Annotated in this window: 16 protein-coding genes; 7 read left to right on the top strand and 9 right to left on the bottom strand. The window is 41.9% G+C overall.

All coding sequences use genetic code 11. The features are described 5' to 3' along the window. Nucleotides 1–45 precede the first annotated feature (45 nt). From AB6E52_RS05630 to AB6E52_RS05620, 3 genes are read left to right on the top strand one after another with little or no spacing between them, the layout of a single operon-like run. The gene (locus AB6E52_RS05630; RefSeq protein ID WP_102320667.1) at nt 46–1,077 is read left to right on the top strand and encodes a UDP-N-acetylglucosamine 2-epimerase; all 1,032 of its coding nucleotides are present in this window, start codon (nt 46–48) and stop codon (nt 1,075–1,077) included. Between the two features lie 9 nt (nt 1,078–1,086). Further along, entirely contained in the window at nt 1,087–1,854 is a 768-nt protein-coding gene (locus AB6E52_RS05625) for a glycosyltransferase family 2 protein (RefSeq protein WP_017063097.1), read from the top strand. Between the two features lie 3 nt (nt 1,855–1,857). After that, on the top strand, nt 1,858–2,067 hold the full coding sequence (locus AB6E52_RS05620) for a hypothetical protein (RefSeq protein WP_017063098.1): 210 nt from the start codon (nt 1,858–1,860) through the stop codon (nt 2,065–2,067). Between the two features lie 241 nt (nt 2,068–2,308). Here AB6E52_RS05620 and AB6E52_RS05615 read toward each other — a convergent pair whose 3' ends face one another. The 4 genes from AB6E52_RS05615 to rfaD all read right to left on the bottom strand — a co-directional run bounded on the left by AB6E52_RS05615 (nt 2,309) and on the right by rfaD (nt 6,285). Continuing rightward, a complete protein-coding gene (locus AB6E52_RS05615) occupies nt 2,309–3,388 on the bottom strand; it encodes a glycosyltransferase family 4 protein (protein WP_017063099.1) in 1,080 nt (359 codons plus the stop codon). A 4-nt stretch (nt 3,389–3,392) separates the two neighbouring features. Beyond that, entirely contained in the window at nt 3,393–4,139 is a 747-nt protein-coding gene (locus AB6E52_RS05610; RefSeq protein ID WP_102320661.1) for a glycosyltransferase family 25 protein, read from the bottom strand. A 113-nt stretch (nt 4,140–4,252) separates the two neighbouring features. After that, nucleotides 4,253–5,209 (bottom strand): lauroyl-Kdo(2)-lipid IV(A) myristoyltransferase, encoded by a 957-nt coding sequence (gene lpxM, locus AB6E52_RS05605; RefSeq protein WP_102320660.1) that lies wholly within the window; start codon nt 5,207–5,209, stop codon nt 4,253–4,255. 134 nt (nt 5,210–5,343) lie between these two features. After that, on the bottom strand, nt 5,344–6,285 hold the full coding sequence (rfaD, locus tag AB6E52_RS05600) for an ADP-glyceromanno-heptose 6-epimerase (protein WP_102320659.1): 942 nt from the start codon (nt 6,283–6,285) through the stop codon (nt 5,344–5,346). Nucleotides 6,286–6,437: 152 nt separating this feature from the next. Between rfaD and AB6E52_RS05595 the strand changes: the two genes are divergently transcribed. Both AB6E52_RS05595 and AB6E52_RS05590 read left to right on the top strand, forming a co-directional pair. Then, on the top strand, nt 6,438–7,601 hold the full coding sequence (locus AB6E52_RS05595; protein ID WP_102320658.1) for a nucleotide sugar dehydrogenase: 1,164 nt from the start codon (nt 6,438–6,440) through the stop codon (nt 7,599–7,601). A 108-nt stretch (nt 7,602–7,709) separates the two neighbouring features. Next, a complete protein-coding gene (locus AB6E52_RS05590; protein ID WP_017063104.1) occupies nt 7,710–8,348 on the top strand; it encodes a TetR/AcrR family transcriptional regulator in 639 nt (212 codons plus the stop codon). A 62-nt stretch (nt 8,349–8,410) separates the two neighbouring features. On the opposite strand, the gene AB6E52_RS05585 is transcribed toward AB6E52_RS05590, so the two are convergent. The 5 genes from AB6E52_RS05585 to AB6E52_RS05565 form a co-directional block, all read right to left on the bottom strand. Continuing rightward, entirely contained in the window at nt 8,411–9,562 is a 1,152-nt protein-coding gene (locus tag AB6E52_RS05585) for a murein hydrolase activator EnvC (RefSeq protein ID WP_277869706.1), read from the bottom strand. A gap of 76 nt (nt 9,563–9,638) precedes the next feature. Next, nucleotides 9,639–10,460 carry a serine O-acetyltransferase gene (gene cysE / locus AB6E52_RS05580; RefSeq protein ID WP_009847961.1) on the bottom strand — a complete coding sequence of 274 codons (822 nt, stop codon included), beginning with the start codon at nt 10,458–10,460 and terminating at the stop codon, nt 9,639–9,641. Between the two features lie 47 nt (nt 10,461–10,507). After that, nucleotides 10,508–11,572 carry an NAD(P)H-dependent glycerol-3-phosphate dehydrogenase gene (gene gpsA / locus AB6E52_RS05575; protein ID WP_102320657.1) on the bottom strand — a complete coding sequence of 355 codons (1,065 nt, stop codon included), beginning with the start codon at nt 11,570–11,572 and terminating at the stop codon, nt 10,508–10,510. Between the two features lie 178 nt (nt 11,573–11,750). After that, a complete protein-coding gene (secB, locus tag AB6E52_RS05570) occupies nt 11,751–12,218 on the bottom strand; it encodes a protein-export chaperone SecB (protein WP_009847959.1) in 468 nt (155 codons plus the stop codon). Nucleotides 12,219–12,340: 122 nt separating this feature from the next. Next, nucleotides 12,341–12,775 carry a rhodanese-like domain-containing protein gene (locus AB6E52_RS05565; protein WP_017063108.1) on the bottom strand — a complete coding sequence of 145 codons (435 nt, stop codon included), beginning with the start codon at nt 12,773–12,775 and terminating at the stop codon, nt 12,341–12,343. A 487-nt stretch (nt 12,776–13,262) separates the two neighbouring features. Here AB6E52_RS05565 and tviB point away from each other — a divergent pair, with 487 nt between their 5' ends. Continuing rightward, nucleotides 13,263–14,543: a Vi polysaccharide biosynthesis UDP-N-acetylglucosamine C-6 dehydrogenase TviB gene (gene tviB / locus AB6E52_RS05560; protein ID WP_017063109.1), complete on the top strand. Its 1,281-nt coding sequence runs from the start codon at nt 13,263–13,265 to the stop codon at nt 14,541–14,543. Between the two features lie 106 nt (nt 14,544–14,649). Continuing rightward, nucleotides 14,650–15,690, top strand: coding sequence for an NAD-dependent epimerase/dehydratase family protein (locus AB6E52_RS05555; RefSeq protein ID WP_017063110.1), 1,041 nt, complete (start codon nt 14,650–14,652; stop codon nt 15,688–15,690). Nucleotides 15,691–15,817 lie beyond the last annotated feature (127 nt).

Raw genomic sequence — 15,817 nt, 5'->3', positions numbered from 1 at the left:
TAGTTGCGCTTTCAAACGGACATGGTGAATTTTATCTCATCGCTTATGCAAACCGATCAAACCTATCGTTTCTTGCTCTACGTCGAGCAAAATTATTCATTTGCTATTCTTCGCCCATTCTATGATTACGCGAAGCAACTCGGCCATGAGGTTAAGTGGTTGCTTGTTGGTGAAGACGCTTCTGAACATCTTTTACTGGATCAAGAGCAGAGCGTCTCTTTGACAGAAGCTATTGCCTTTAATCCTTCTGCCGTTCTAGTGCCCGGCGATCGTGTTCCAGCGTTTATTCCAGGGTTGAAGGTACAAGTATTTCATGGTTTGAACGAGAGCAAACGTGGGAACTTATACCCTGAACGTGGTCTATTTGATTTGTATTGCACCGAAGGCCATGAAAGAACAAGCTCGCTTGAGCCGCTAGCTAAGCAGCGCGGCTATTTTCAAGTTAAAGAGACCGGGTGGCTGAAGCTCGATAGCTTGTTTAATTATCAAACCAGTGACAAGCATTTTGAAAGACCGCAAATTCTATTCGCTTCTACCTTTTCGCCAAGCTTATCGTGTGCAGAGTTGGTTTATGAAGAGCTTAAGCGCCTCAGTCAACTGAGTCAGTGGCAATGGTTAGTGACATTGCATCCTAAAATGAAGCAAGAGACACGAGAAAAATACCAGGCGTTGGAAGGGGACAACCTTCTGTTCTTCGACAATGATCGAGTGATTGAAATGCAGCATCGTGCTGATGTGATGGTATGTGACAACTCATCGATCTTTCAGGAGTTTTTGTTGCTCAATAAGCCGGTTGTTACGGTAAATAACCGAGAGCCTCAAGCGAGCTTCATCAATATTACCCAAGCAGAGCAGTTAGAATCAGCAATTCAACAAGCTATGCTGCCTGATGAAACAAGAGATAAAGCCATTGCTAATTATGGTCCGTCAATAACGCCATATTTGGACGGTCAATCCTCAGCGAGAGTTCTGAGTGCTATTACGGATGTGCTAGAAAGCGGTTGGCAGGATAAAAAACCAAAAAATTGGATTCGTAACTTTAAAATCCGCAAATCATTAAACTATTGGAAATTCTAGGGCTGAATAATGAGAAAACATACCCTGTCTGTCATTGTTATTACCAAGAATGAAGAAGACCGAATTGAAACTTGCCTTAAATCTGTTGTTGATATTGCCGATGAATTGATTGTTCTAGACAGTGGCTCAACAGACGCAACCGTTGAGATATGCCAAAAATATACAGATAACGTGACAATCACAGATTGGCCTGGCTTTGGTAAGCAAAAACAGCGAGCGCTAGATAAAGCGACATGTGATTGGGTGCTATCAATTGATGCTGACGAAGCTCTCGATAAAGAGATGAGCGACGCTCTTGTTGAACTATTAAAACAAGATCAAATCAAACACACTGCTTATAAACTTCCTTGGGGAGTGACGCTTTATGGCACGACTCTAAAACATGGCCGCAGTGCTCGTGCAGTATTAAGACTGTTTAAGAGAGAAGGCTCTCGATATACGTTAGACGAGGTTCACGAGACCGTCGTTCCGGAGCAAGGCTCTACAGGGATATTGAAGGGATTTCTTCTTCATTACACCCATCGTGACTATGGCCACGGCCTAGATAAAGCAGCGCAGTACGCCTGGCTCGGCTCGCAAAAGTACCATCGTAAAGGCAAGAAATCACACGGCTTATTCCTTGCTCTACTTCGAGCGATGTGGACGTTTTTCCTTGTGTACATTATCCGTCGTGGCTTTATGGATGGTAGTGTCGGTTTCATTATGGCTATGACTTACGCTCAGGTGAATTTCAATAAATATGTCGGCTTGTGGCTTATCGAAAAAGAAAGGAGTTAACCAGTGGCTTTTAAATTAGAGTACTGCCTGTCAGATACTTACAATGTAGGGGATGATCTTAACCCTTGGCTATGGCCACAACTGTTTGGTGACTTGATTGTAGAAGATAGCTCTCGTTATTTTTTAGGCATAGGGACGATTTTGACGGAGAAGCGATTAAATAAAACTCTTTCAGGTGCGGACGAAGTTATTATCTTCTCATCAGGCGTATGAGGGTAGAGTGTCCCTAAGTTATCTGATAAATGTACTACTTGTGGTGTAAGGTGGTCTAGAACGGAAAAAGATTAGGGTTAAACCCCTTAGCCAATGACAAGAACAATTACCAGTTGAGTTCTTCGGAACAACTAAATGCGATAGTTAAGATTCGAAAAGAAGTGATAAATAAAATTATCAAAGATAAAAACTCAATTGTTAGGGTAGGTTAAATCATTTCCCCTACCCTAATAGCATTAAATTATTTCTTAGTTAATTTTTCAAAAAAGTTAATGTGCTGTTTTACTGTTTCTGATGACGAAAAGTAGCGCTGAAGTCTGATCTTTGCTTTACGTCCCATCTCCACGCATTGTTCTTTATTATTTGCCATATTGTTTATTGATTCACCTAATAACTGAGCGTTTTTTACGGGAACAATGTGACCAGTTTCGTTTTCTTCAATTAGCTCTGGAGAGCCACCTGTTGTCGTTACGATTGATGGTGTCCCATTAGCCATGGCTTCAACGATCGTTCTTGGAAGGCCTTCCCCACTGATCGATGGCTGGATTTGAAAGTCAGCCATTGCCATTATCGATGGAACATCTTTTCTGTGACCAATGAAGTGGATTCTCTCCGACATAGGGCTTTTTTGGGCCATATCAAAGTAAGGCTCGTAACCACTGCCAATTAAAAGGAGGTGGAAGTCAGGGTTTTCAACAAAGCGTGTAGCCTCAATTAGAACATCAATCCCTTTACTTGGCCTTACATGCGCGGCACATACAGCAATGACTTTACTTGAATCTAAGCCAAATTCTTCCGGCTTATTTGCTTGAACAGTATACCAGTTTAGTTCATGACCTTTATAAATAGTTACTACATTTTCTTTGTCACACCAAGCTCTCTTTTTCACGTCGTTAGCAACAGCTTTTGATACGCAAACAATGCCGCTGACTTTTGGGTGTAGGTGAGTAAGGTAAGCGGAAGGATCATGGCGATATAGGCCGCCCGTAGTCCCGCGATATGTGATTAATTTGGTTTCTGTACCAATACAAGCAAACGCCGCGTTTGGGATTGTTTTGGAATTAAATGCATAAAAGATGTCATAGCTTTTATTTTTAAGTTCTTTCTTATAAGTCCTGATAGTTTTTAAACAAATCTTTTTATTAGGGTATGCATCAATAACTTTCACACCACACTCTCTAAACCGTTGAGTGTATTCTGCATCTCCTTGGGTAATAACTGTTACCTCATGGCCTTGCTTTACCATTTCAACAAACATTTCGGCTTCAGGGCGTACGCTATTTCGAGCATGGTAGTAAGAACTAGCAATAAGAATTTTCATTGAGTTACCGCTTCGAGTATTTGAATTTTATATTATGTAAATTACGTTGAATTGTTTCGTTTAAATTGAACCACTCACGCTTACATTTCTTGAATAAGCTTCTAGTGCTAGTGCGTTTTTCATACCCGATATCAGAATCAAACTTAGGGTCGTTTGTTAAACAAGGAACAGCAGTTCCATAGCATTCAACATCGTTTTTCCAGAATCGGTCCATATAAATATCTACGGCCATATACCACTCTTTTGAATGTTCAAGGAATTTATTCGCCCCTGAAGGCCTCAAGAAATAGGCTGTTGCACTCATATGCCCTTTAGTGAACTTATGAATACTAGTGGAATTAGCTTCGAACACTTCGTAAGAATCATATTTACGGCGTTTATTTTTGAATAATCTCACACACTCTACATTTTCTGGTATATCACTAATATCTCGAATGAAGTTGAGGAATTCTTCTTTATATAGAAGAGCATCATCTTCAATTACGATTATTGACTGATTGAGTTCAACACACTTTTCCCATAATAAAAAGTGGCTTGCATAGCATCCTAGCTGTCCTGCACTCAATGTCTTTGCTCTGTATGTTTGGCTTAAATCATCGTTATAAAGTTTCAGTAGCGGATGAGGAGGAGACATTCGGCCATCTATCGCAGAAAAAAACTCAAAAGGAAGAGATAGTTCATCTAGTTGACGACTAATGTTCTCTTTTCTCTCTGTCGAAGATTCTAAGTTTATGACAAAAATTTTAGTCATGGTAATTCTCTTACATCTTAAGCGATCGGGTAATAATAACAATGATAGGATCTTTGTGGAGCGTGAATGCTCTAGTTGTATGATTTCTCATCTATAATATCTCAGGTTTATGTTTATCTGTGATACGGGTTGTCATTACTTTCCGGACGAGTCTTAAGCAGCCTTAAGATCCACATATATTGTTCTGGGTTTTTGCTCACGTAATTTTCAATACATTGGTTCATCATACGAGCGTCCTCTTCTTCGCTTCCTGTTGGGAAGGGTAGAGCAGGGTAGAAGTCCAGGGCGTATTGGCCTGTACTGCTATCGTATTGAGCAAACAAGGGCACAATTTTAGCTTTACTTAGTTTTGATAGGCGACCAAGGCCTGAGATAGTTGCTTTTTGAGTCGCGAAAAAGTCAACGAAGACACTGTGCTCACGGCCAAGATCTTCATCAGGGAGATAGTAACCCAGGTACCCATCACGTACCGATTTGATGAAAGGTTTGATACCACCGCTGCGATCATAAACACGACCGCCGTATTGCACGCGCTGTCGGTGCATTAGCCAGTCACTGAGTTTGTTTTTTTGTGCTTTCGCCATCGCAGATACAGGTAAATTGCGTGAAGCTAATAATACCGCTGGGATATCGATAGCCCATGTGTGTGGCACCAGCAAGATCACATTCTCGCCACTGTCTGTAATATCGGTTAGGTTGCTCAGGCCGTTTATCGCAGTGTTATTCTCTAGCCAAGTTTTACTCTTGAGTGTCAGTGAAGCAAACCCCATCAAAAATGAGATGGAAGTAACGTATGACTGATAGAGAGTTTCTTCACGCTGTTCTACAGATTGCTCAGGAAAGCACATCTCAAGGTTTACGCGAGCTCGGCGGTTAGCCTTATTCTTGATTTTTACAGCTTGCTTAGCCATAAACTTAGCTAATGCTAAACGAATGCTATTAGGTAAGAAGCAGACTAAAGACGATAACAGAACGGCAATCCAAGTGCCCCAGTATTTAGGTGCTAGAAAACCCCATTCAAACTCAGGATTGTAAGCTTTTGGATCAAAATCATTGCGTTGTGTGGTCATTCATTCACTACATTATTTAAATCAGAGAGTTAACTTAATATCGGTCACTCTGGGAATGATTATATTCGTTAGACATTCCCAATAATACACGCTAAAAGTAGAGTGTATTATTGGTCCTAATCTGAAATATACCGTTAAGCGTTTACGATCTTCATGTACTCAGCAACGCCATCGGCTACTGCTTTAAACTCGATATCGCAACCTGTACCGCGAAGCTTCGTTAGGTCTGCTTGAGTGAATTCTTGGTAAGCACCTTTTAAATGCTCAGGGAAAGGAATCGTTTCGATTTCGCCTTTACCATGGTGCTTGATAACTGCCTTGGCGACTTCTTCAAACGACTCAGCATTGCCAGTACCTAGATTAAAGAGGCCTGATACCCCATTCTCTAAGAACCACAAGTTTACAGCCGCAACATCACCTACATACACAAAATCACGCTTAAAGGTTTCGCTACCTGCGAACAATTTCGGGTTTTCACCGGCATTCATTTGGTTGTTTAGGTGGAAAGCGACAGAGGCCATGCTGCCTTTGTGTTGCTCGCGTGGACCATAAACATTGAAGTAACGAAACCCTACGATTTGCGAAAGCGTTTCGTTGTGTGCTGCTGCATCCACGGTTAAGCGACGAACGTAGTTATCAAATTGTTGTTTTGAATAGCCGTAGACATTCAATGCACCTTCGTACTCTCGCTCTTCGATGAAAGTGTCGGTCTCACCGTAAGTTGCAGCTGAAGAGGCATACAAGAAAGGAATTTCACGCTCAACACAGTAATGAAGTAGCTCTTTTGAGTATTCATAGTTGTTGAGCATCATGTATTTGCCATCCCACTCAGTGGTAGCAGAGCATGCTCCTTCATGGAAAACAGCTTCAATATGACCAAAATCATCACCGGCCATGACTTGAGTTAGGAAGTCATCACGATCCATGTAATCCGTGATGTCTAGGTCTACAAGGTTCTTAAATTTCTTACCATCTTTTAAGTTGTCGACGACTAGAATATCGTTGTGGCCCGCTTCATTAAGCGCCTTAACAATATTGCTGCCAATCATGCCAGCACCACCCGTTACGATAATCATAATTTTCTAACTCTTTTGAATACAAAACTGTCACGAGTATAGCAAGGAATGGATAAAGCGGGCTAGTGGAATAATTCCCCAACCAGAGTATGATACGGCAAGCTAAGTTATAAATTATGTTGAGTTAATTACTCGAAACTATAGGTATTATCATGAAGATTGCAGTAGCCGGTACAGGGTATGTGGGTCTATCAAACGCTATGCTTTTGGCACAACATCATGAAGTCATTGCGGTAGATATCATCGATGAAAAAGTGGCAATGCTAAACAATAAGCAGTCACCGATTGTAGACAATGAGATTGAGCACTTTCTATCAAATAAGACGCTGAACTTCATGGCAACAACGGATAAAGCCGCTTACAAAAATGCTGAATTTGTCATCATTGCTACACCTACCGATTATGACCCTAAAAACAATTATTTTGATACCAGCTCTGTAGAATCTGTCATCAAAGACGTCATGGAGATCAATCCTGATGCGGTGATGATTATTAAATCAACGGTGCCGGTTGGCTATACCGAGCGTATTAAGCAAGAGCTGAACTGCGAAAACGTCATGTTCTCACCGGAGTTTTTGCGTGAAGGCAAGGCCCTGTACGATAATCTACACCCATCACGTATTATCGTTGGTGAATGTTCTGAACGCGCTAAAGTGTTTGCGAATCTTCTTGTGGAAGGTGCGGAAAAAGAAAACATCGACGTACTGTTTACTCACTCAACGGAAGCAGAAGCAGTAAAGTTATTCTCAAATACTTATCTAGCGATGCGAGTTTCTTATTTCAATGAGCTTGATTCTTACGCGGAAGCGCATGGCTTGGATTCTCGTCAGATCATAGAAGGTGTTGGCTTAGACCCTCGTATCGGCAATCATTACAACAACCCTTCATTTGGTTACGGTGGTTACTGCTTACCAAAAGACACCAAGCAACTATTAGCAAACTATCAAGATGTACCAAACAACATTGTGGGTGCGATTGTTGATGCAAACCGTACCCGAAAAGACTTCATTGCGGATTCAATTATTAAGCGCTCGCCTAAAATTGTCGGTATTTATCGTTTGATCATGAAGGCGGGCTCTGACAATTTCCGTGCTTCTTCCATCCAAGGGATCATGAAGCGTTTAAAAGCCAAAGGCATCGAAGTCGTCGTGTATGAACCGGTATTGGAAGAAGAGCATTTCTTTAACTCGAAGGTTTATTCTGACCTAGAAGAGTTCAAAGCTGTATCGGATGTGATTGTATCTAACAGAATGGTAGAAGAAATCGCAGACGTTGCAGATAAGGTGTACACACGAGATCTGTTTGGCAGTGATTGATTCGGCTCTATTTTAGCTAATGCTAATTAGACCAGATGTTAACAGCTCGATCTATCCGTTTAGTGGCGATATACTGAACCCCTAAACGGATAGGGATACTAATAACTAATGAAAACACGTGACAAGATTGTTTACGCTGCTCTAGAGCTTTTTAATGAGCACGGTGAGCGTAGTATTACGACCAATCATATTGCTGAGCATATCGAGATTAGCCCTGGTAACCTCTACTACCATTTCCGCAACAAGCAAGAAATTGTCCGTGACATCTTTACTCTCTATTCGACAGAGTTACTTGAAAGGTTCACACCGATTCAAGGCCAACAAGAAAGCCTGACGTTACTAAAGACTTACTTAGATTCTATCTTCACGTTGATGTGGAAGTACCGATTCTTCTATGCGAACTTACCTGAAATATTGTCACGTGATGAAAAACTCCACCTTGATTACATGGCCGTACAAGAAAAGCTGCAAACGAATCTTGTCGATATCATGCGAGCCTTCGTTGAGTTGAACCTGCTCAAAGCAACGGATACGGAAATGAAATCGATGGTGACGTCTCTTCACTTGATTGCATCAGGTTGGTTGGCGTATCAATCTGCGATGTCTCCAAAAGCTCAAATTACCGAGCAAGTGGTTCATCAAGGAATGCTGCAGATGATCGCGACGGTTAAACCGATTGCGACAGCTCAAGGTTTTGAGCAGCTGACATTATTGGAAGATGGTGTAAGGGCGTTGAACTCTAAATAGAAAGAGACGAGTAAGCGGTATACGGGATTCGAAGAAAGATACTCGCATCCCGTATCTGCTCTTTATCGAACCAACCAGCTCTTTGGATTCTGAGCTTGGCTGTTTCTACGAATTTCAAAGTACAATGATGGGCGTGTTTGGCCGCCAGTGTCACCTGCAAGCGCGATGGCTTCACCCGCTTTAACCTTGTCACCTTCTTTCTTCAGTAGTGCTTGGTTAAAGCCATAGAGCGTCATATCACCTTTACCATGGTCGAGAAGAACCACTAAACCATAGCCTCGCAGATACTCGGAAAATACCACCGTGCCAGAGTAAACCGATTTTACCTGCTGACCGTACTTGGCGTTTATCACCATGCCTTTCCAGTTAATTTGCCCCGTTTGACGTGAACCGTAGTTATGTAGAACTTTATCTTTGATCGGCCAAGGCAGCTTACCTTTACGTTTTGCTAGGCCATCCATCGGGACTGCATTACGTCGTTCTCGAGCCGCTTTTTCTGCTTTCGCTATTTCAGCTTTGAGGCGTGTTTCATTTCGCTGAAGCTCTGCTAGGTAATTCTTGTCACCCGAGATGTTTTTCTTGATGCTGCCAACCGTTTTCTTACGCTGCGTTTGAGTTTTGGCTAACGTATCGCGCTTGGTGGTTTGCTGTTTTAGCAGTGTTGCTATCTGTTCTTGCTCAAGTTGACGCTGTTTGTGGCTTTCTTCTAATTCAAGTTGCGTCTGTTCAATCGTTTTAATGGTTGCGGAGCGAGCTTTGGCAAGGTGCTGGTAATAGTGACTGATGCGATCTTCTTCTACACCGGTGTTGAGAATGTGAGAAGAAGCCTTAGCTCGACTCGTCATGTAGTAAGTCTGAATGAGCTGCTCTAACTTGTCTGTCTGGACTTTTTTCTGTGCAGTGAGCGCTTTAATCTTTGTGTCTAAATTAGCAATATTAGCATTAGCAGTATTGAGCTGCTTTTTACTGTCTAGAATCGCTTTTTCAAGTGAAGCGATGGACAGCTCCTGCTTCTTGAGGTTTGCCTGTAGGCTATCGAGTTTCTTTTGCTGGGAAGAGAGCGCTTTCTGTTGACGAGAGATTTCGCTTGATACGCCTTTCAGTTCACCTTGAGATGCAGCAAATGATGATGAAGACAAAAGAGCAACACCAAGGCTGGCAGATATCAAAAGAACAGTGCTCATTGATTGAACGGGTTTCATCATTATCGTCATTTTGCTCTTATTAATAATCAGCATCTGCTGCGAGTCTTTTCGCATCTCGGCTATTCGTTGAATCCCGAACCTGCTCTTAAATCCCATCACCATGGATGAAGTTCTGAGAGCGACCATTGAATCCTTGGTCCATATCTAAAGACGGCTTGTCAGTTTTCGGTTTTCCAACAATTTTTGCAGGAACACCAGCGACAGTCGTATGAGGCGGTACGGCTTGTAGAACCACAGAGCAAGAACCAATCTTAGCGCCTTCACCCACTTCAATGTTGCCGAGGATTTTAGCACCTGCACCAATCATCACGCCTTCTCGGATCTTAGGGTGACGATCGCCACCTTCTTTACCCGTACCCCCTAAAGTCACGTCTTGAAGGATAGAGACATCATTTTCAACGACGGCTGTTTCACCAATCACAATGCCTGTCGCGTGATCAAGCATGATAGCTTTACCGATACGAGCCGCCGGGTGAATATCCACTTGGCAAGCAACTGAAATTTGGTTCTGTAGGTAAGTGGCAAGCGCAATACGACCTTGCTTCCACAACCAGTTAGCCACTCGGTAACCTTGAAGAGCGTGGTAGCCTTTTAGATAAAGCAGAGGCATCGAGTACATCTCAACCGCAGGATCTCGGTTTACCGTCGCGCAAATATCACAAGCGGCCGCATCAATAATCGATTGGTCCTGCTTAAATGCTTGTTCAACCACTTCACGTACTGCCATTGCTGGCATCGAAGCAGTCTTTAACTTGTTAGCAAGAATGTAACTGAGTGCAGCCCCTAGGCTTTCGTGGTTGATAATGGTGGCATGGTAAAAACTCGCAAGCATAGGTTCTTGCTCTGACTGCTGTCGAGCTTCCTTCACAATGCATTGCCAAACCTTTTGCTGTTCACAGTGTTTCATTTTTCCATCCATTTTATCTATTTCATTCCACGACTTAATAAGCGATGTTATCGCTCTGACTTCTTGTCTCGAGCAAGCAGATCTTGTGCCGCTAAGTGGGCATCTTTCCCTTGATACAGCACTTGATAGATTTGTTCAACAATTGGCATCTCAACGCCCATACGTTCGGATAGTAACCAAACTTCTTTAGTGTTGCGATAGCCTTCGACCACTTGGCCGATCTCTTCTTGTGCAGTATCGACGTCTTTACCTGAACCTAAAGCCAATCCAAAACGACGGTTACGTGATTGGTTATCAGTACAGGTTAGTACTAGATCGCCCAGCCCTGCCATACCCATAAAGGTTTCGGGTTGTGCACCCAGTGCAGCACCTAAGCGACTCATTTCAGCTAAGCCACGCGTGATCAGTGCAGTACGAGCATTGGCACCAAAACCAATGCCATCCGACATGCCTGCGCCAATTGCGATAACATTTTTCACCGCGCCGCCAAGTTGCATACCGATGAAATCAGAGTTTGCGTATACGCGGAATGTTTTACCGCAGTGGATCTTCTCTTGCAGCTCTTCTAAGAATACTTCATCAGGTGAAGCGACAGAGATAGCCGTTGGCATGCCCATCGCTAACTCTTTAGCGAAAGTAGGCCCTGATAGAACCGCAAGCGAGTAGCCATCACCAAGCACATCGTGCGCGACATCTTTAAGTAGGCGGCCTGTTTCTGGCTCTAGGCCTTTGGTCGCCCAACAGATGCGAGAGTTCTCTGTTAAGTGAGGCTTAAGGCTATTTAAAACGATACCAAACACGTGGCTTGGAACGACAACCAAAAGATCTCGGCTTGAAGTCACGGCTTTTTCTATATCTGACTCAATAATTAAGCTGTCTGGGAAAGCGATATTGGGTAGAAACTCATTGTTCGCACGCTCAGATTCAAGGCGAGCCATATGAACAGGGTCATGTCCCCAAAGAACAACATTGGCACCGTTACGCGCTAGAGAGATAGCTAAAGAGGTTCCGTAAGAACCTGCACCAATGACAGTCATGGCGATTTCTGTTCCGTAAGCGCTGTCTTTACCGTAAGCGTCTGTCGTGTTGGTCGGGTGAGTTGTGTCTGTCATGCTTCCACCTAAAAATATTGAGGGAAATCGAAGAATTCTGGAAAAGCTATCTACTAAAATAATAAGAGCTTTCAATCTTAGTACAGTGTAAAGAAAAAATGCACATCGCAGAAGTTACGATGTGCATTTAAAAGCTAACTAGCGCTTGAAACGTTAGAGTTAAGTTCTACTTTGAGACTTAAGCCTGTTCGCCTTCAGCTTGCTGAGCTTGGTTCTGTAGGTAGTTCATGAACAAAGCATCGAAGTTTACAGGTGCTAGGTTCAGTTGTGGGAACGTACCTTTAACCACTAGGCTAGAAATCGTTTCACGAGCGTATGGGAACAGGATGTTCGGGCAGAATGCACCAAGGCAATGAGCCAGTTGACCAGCTTCCATTTCGCTTGCAGAGAAGATACCGCCTTGTTGAACTTCACAAAGGAATGCAGTGTCTTCTGCGTTCTTAACTGTAACAGTTAGACGTAGGATTACTTCGTAAACGCCTTCGCCAAGTTCACGGCTTTGAGTGTCTAGGTCCAGTTTTACATCTGGGTTCCACTCTTTTTGAAACATGTCTGGAGAGTTTGGCGCTTCGAAAGATACATCTTTTAGGAAGATGCGTTGGATTGCGAAGTTTTGTTGTGCGTCTTGTTGTGCTGCTTCAGCCATTTTCTTGTCCTTAAAAATTTAAATTAGGTTTTGTTCGTTATATCTGCCGAACAAAACCTTAAAGTTATATTCGTGTAATCGGGTCAGCTTACTGCTTGTCTTTAAAAGTTTTTCACCTTTAACTACTTCTTACCTTTAACCAAAGGTAAGTTAGCTTCGCTCCAAGCCACTAAGCCGCTTTTCAGTACGCTTACGTTTTCGAAACCTGCTTTAACCAGCAAGTTCGCGCTTTCTTGAGCGGTTTGACCTGTCTTGCATACTACGATGATTGGGTCTGCTTTGTGGCTTTCAAGGCTACCAAAGCTATTTGCTTTGATGTCTGACGGCAAAATGTGAACTGCGTCCGTAATATGGCCCTTTTTGAACTCATCTTTAGTACGAATATCAACCACAACGCCGTTTTCACGGTTGATCAGTTGTGTAGTTTGCGCTGCCGTGATCTCTTTGTAGGCTGCGTTTGATGTTTTGATAACGTTCGCAATGATGGCAACAACCAAGCCGATCCATACGATGGCTAAAATCATATTCTCTTGAACAAATGGAACTAACTCTTGCATATCTTGAACTCTTATTCGTTATTGGGCGAAAAACTATAGATCAGGAGTATAGCGATAAAGGATGGGAGAATACAGAGGGAGCATGTTGTTGGGCAAATACTATTGAGGTGAACCTGCTAATGTTAGTCGTTGATATTCTGGGTGTCTGCTTGTGTCTCGTTATGCTGTTTTTTTTGTTTCGAATCTCGTATTTTTTAAGATATAAAATGTTCTTTTAGGTCATCTGCAATGGCGACGTTTAGTAAGGGATATCAATATAAACGTAGAGTATGCACATGCTATTTGCTACAATCCTGCCTATTTAAAATGACTGTGCTTACCTCGGTAAGCCTTTATCTACTGACCGCCTTTGGGAGCTAAACCTAAGGGCGGTAGCGTTCCCAAATGTAAGTCTATGCAACAAGGTGTTAACAAGTGAGTTCGCAGAGTTAGTAGGGAAGGAATGACTGAGGTGGATAAATTTTTTATATCTATCAGGTGAAATTATATGAACTTTTCGTTAGAGAAAGCGAACATTGGTATTATTGGATTAGGTTATGTTGGGCTACCTCTAGCCGTTGAATTCGGTAAAAAGCAAGCAACCATCGGTTTTGATATTAACCAAAGTCGTATTGATGAATTAGCTAAAGGTATTGATAGTACCTTAGAATGTGGGAGTGATGAGTTAGCAGAAGCTATTCATCTTACTTATACAGCTTCGCTTGAAGAGCTAAAAGAGTGTAACGTTTATATTGTTACCGTTCCTACCCCTATTGATGAGTATAAACAACCGGACTTGACACCGTTGATTAAAGCGTCGGAAGCACTAGGTTCTGTTATTTCTAAAGGTGATGTTATCATCTATGAGTCAACAGTTTACCCTGGCGCGACTGAAGAGGTATGTATTCCTGTTGTTGAGAATGTAGCGAGTTTAACATTTAATAAAGATTTTTTTGCTGGATACTCACCTGAGCGTATAAACCCTGGCGATAAAGAGCACCGTGTAACTAATATTTTGAAAGTGACTAGTGGTTCTACTGATGAAGTGGCTGAATTTGTAGACCAATTGTATAAAACGATAATAACCGCAGGTACACACAAAGCATCAAGCATTAAGGTAGCAGAAGCGGCAAAAGTCATTGAAAATACTCAGCGAGATGTGAATATTGCATTAATCAATGAGCTTTCAATTATATTTAATAAGTTGAATATTGATACTCTTGAAGTATTAGAAGCGGCAGGTACTAAATGGAACTTCTTACCATTTCGTCCTGGTCTTGTTGGCGGTCACTGTATTGGTGTGGACCCATACTACTTAACACATAAAGCTCAAACAGTAGGGTATCACCCGGAGATGATTCTAGCCGGTCGTCGTTTGAATGATGGTATGGGGGGGTATGTAGTTTCTACGTTGGTTAAAAGTATGCTTAAAAAGCGTATTCATGTTGAAGGCGCTAATGTACTTGTTATGGGCTTAACGTTTAAAGAAAACTGCCCAGATCTTAGGAATACTAAAGTGATCGATATTGTTTCTGAACTTAAAGAATACAACATTAACGTTGATGTTCTTGACCCTTGGTGTTCAAACGAGGAAGCACAGCACGAGTATGGTTTATCGGTCATCAAAGAAGCACAGTTGAATCATTATGATGGTATTGTTTTAGCGGTATCACATGATGAATTCAAGCAGTTAGGTGCAGAAAAAATTAGAGAGTTCGGTAAAGAAACACATGTCTTGTATGACTTAAAATATGTCTTAGAAAAAAGCGATGTAGACATGCGTCTCTAATGCTAATGCTCTCAAACCTAAAATAACGTGCTGCGAAAATTAGCACGTTATCTCAAAATAGTACTTTTATTTCCCCTTAATCATTAAGCTTAAACAAGTGGCCGATATGACTCAATATGATCAAATAAAAAAGCAATTAACGGAATCTCCCCAAAAGTGGTTAATTACAGGAGTAGCAGGTTTTATCGGTTCCAACCTACTCGAGACGCTCTTGAAATTAAATCAAAAAGTGGTTGGACTAGATAACTTTGCTACAGGGCATCAGCACAATTTGGATGAAGTGCGTTCGCTTGTAACTGAGGAGCAATGGAAGCGTTTTTCTTTTATTGAAGGTGATATTCGAAATTACGCCGATTGTGAGAAAGCTATTGGTCTAGGTGAAGTTGCGGTCGACTATGTGCTCCATCAAGCAGCTCTGGGCAGTGTGCCAAGGTCAATTGCAGATCCTGTCACAACCAATGCTGCAAACATTACTGGTTTCGTAAATATGTTGACGGCAGCAAAAGAAGCTCAAGTGAGTAGTTTTACCTACGCTGCGAGCAGCTCAACCTATGGTGACCATCCAGCGTTACCAAAAGTAGAAGAAAATATTGGCAGTCCACTATCGCCTTACGCTGTTACTAAATATGTAAATGAGCTTTATGCTGGAGTCTATGCACGTACTTACGGCTTTAAAACTATTGGCCTACGTTATTTCAATGTGTTTGGGCCTAGACAGGATCCCAATGGTGCTTATGCGGCTGTTATACCAAAGTGGACAGCATCAATGATTAAGAAAGAAGAAGTGTTTATTAATGGTGATGGTGAAACGAGTAGAGATTTTTGCTTTATTGATAATACAATACAGATGAACATTCTAGCTGCTTTAGCTCCTGATGAAGCTAAAGATGAAGTATACAATGTTGCTCTTGGCGATAGGACTAGTTTAAATGAGCTTTATAGCTCGATACAGAATTCACTAAATGAATTGAACTTCAATTTGTCTACATTACCATCCTATAGAGACTTCCGTGTGGGTGATGTTAGACACTCCCAAGCTAGTATACAAAAAGCTAAATTGAAATTAGGTTATGAGCCAACCCATAGAATAGACAAAGCCATTAAGCATGCCGTATCCTGGTATGTGAAGAAATATGATTCTAAATAGTGCGATGGATATTTTCTTTGAAGTATAAGCTACCAGTATAAAGAATAAGTGAATATTTTTCATAGAAAAGCTAATTGAAATTTTCACTTGAAGAGTTGTCGATATTTTCTAGAGTAGCAGGTGATAT

Source organism: Vibrio sp. 10N.247.311.13 (assembly GCF_041467595.1).
GTDB classification, from domain to species: domain Bacteria; phylum Pseudomonadota; class Gammaproteobacteria; order Enterobacterales; family Vibrionaceae; genus Vibrio; species Vibrio crassostreae_C.
Note: the sequence above shows the minus strand (reverse complement) of the source record. Positions and strands in the feature narration are given on the sequence as shown.

Coding starts and splice junctions, on each gene's coding strand:
- AB6E52_RS05630 (WP_102320667.1), top strand. CDS start 46: ATGCAAACCGATCAAACCTATCGTTTCTTGCTCTACGTCGAGCAAAAT.
- AB6E52_RS05625 (WP_017063097.1), top strand. CDS start 1,087: ATGAGAAAACATACCCTGTCTGTCATTGTTATTACCAAGAATGAAGAA.
- AB6E52_RS05615 (WP_017063099.1), bottom strand. CDS start 3,388: ATGAAAATTCTTATTGCTAGTTCTTACTACCATGCTCGAAATAGCGTA.
- AB6E52_RS05610 (WP_102320661.1), bottom strand. CDS start 4,139: ATGACTAAAATTTTTGTCATAAACTTAGAATCTTCGACAGAGAGAAAA.
- lpxM (WP_102320660.1), bottom strand. CDS start 5,209: ATGACCACACAACGCAATGATTTTGATCCAAAAGCTTACAATCCTGAG.
- rfaD (WP_102320659.1), bottom strand. CDS start 6,285: ATGATTATCGTAACGGGTGGTGCTGGCATGATTGGCAGCAATATTGTT.
- AB6E52_RS05595 (WP_102320658.1), top strand. CDS start 6,438: ATGAAGATTGCAGTAGCCGGTACAGGGTATGTGGGTCTATCAAACGCT.
- AB6E52_RS05590 (WP_017063104.1), top strand. CDS start 7,710: ATGAAAACACGTGACAAGATTGTTTACGCTGCTCTAGAGCTTTTTAAT.
- AB6E52_RS05585 (WP_277869706.1), bottom strand. CDS start 9,562: ATGACGATAATGATGAAACCCGTTCAATCAATGAGCACTGTTCTTTTG.
- cysE (WP_009847961.1), bottom strand. CDS start 10,460: ATGAAACACTGTGAACAGCAAAAGGTTTGGCAATGCATTGTGAAGGAA.
- gpsA (WP_102320657.1), bottom strand. CDS start 11,572: ATGACAGACACAACTCACCCGACCAACACGACAGACGCTTACGGTAAA.
- secB (WP_009847959.1), bottom strand. CDS start 12,218: ATGGCTGAAGCAGCACAACAAGACGCACAACAAAACTTCGCAATCCAA.
- AB6E52_RS05565 (WP_017063108.1), bottom strand. CDS start 12,775: ATGCAAGAGTTAGTTCCATTTGTTCAAGAGAATATGATTTTAGCCATC.
- tviB (WP_017063109.1), top strand. CDS start 13,263: ATGAACTTTTCGTTAGAGAAAGCGAACATTGGTATTATTGGATTAGGT.
- AB6E52_RS05555 (WP_017063110.1), top strand. CDS start 14,650: ATGACTCAATATGATCAAATAAAAAAGCAATTAACGGAATCTCCCCAA.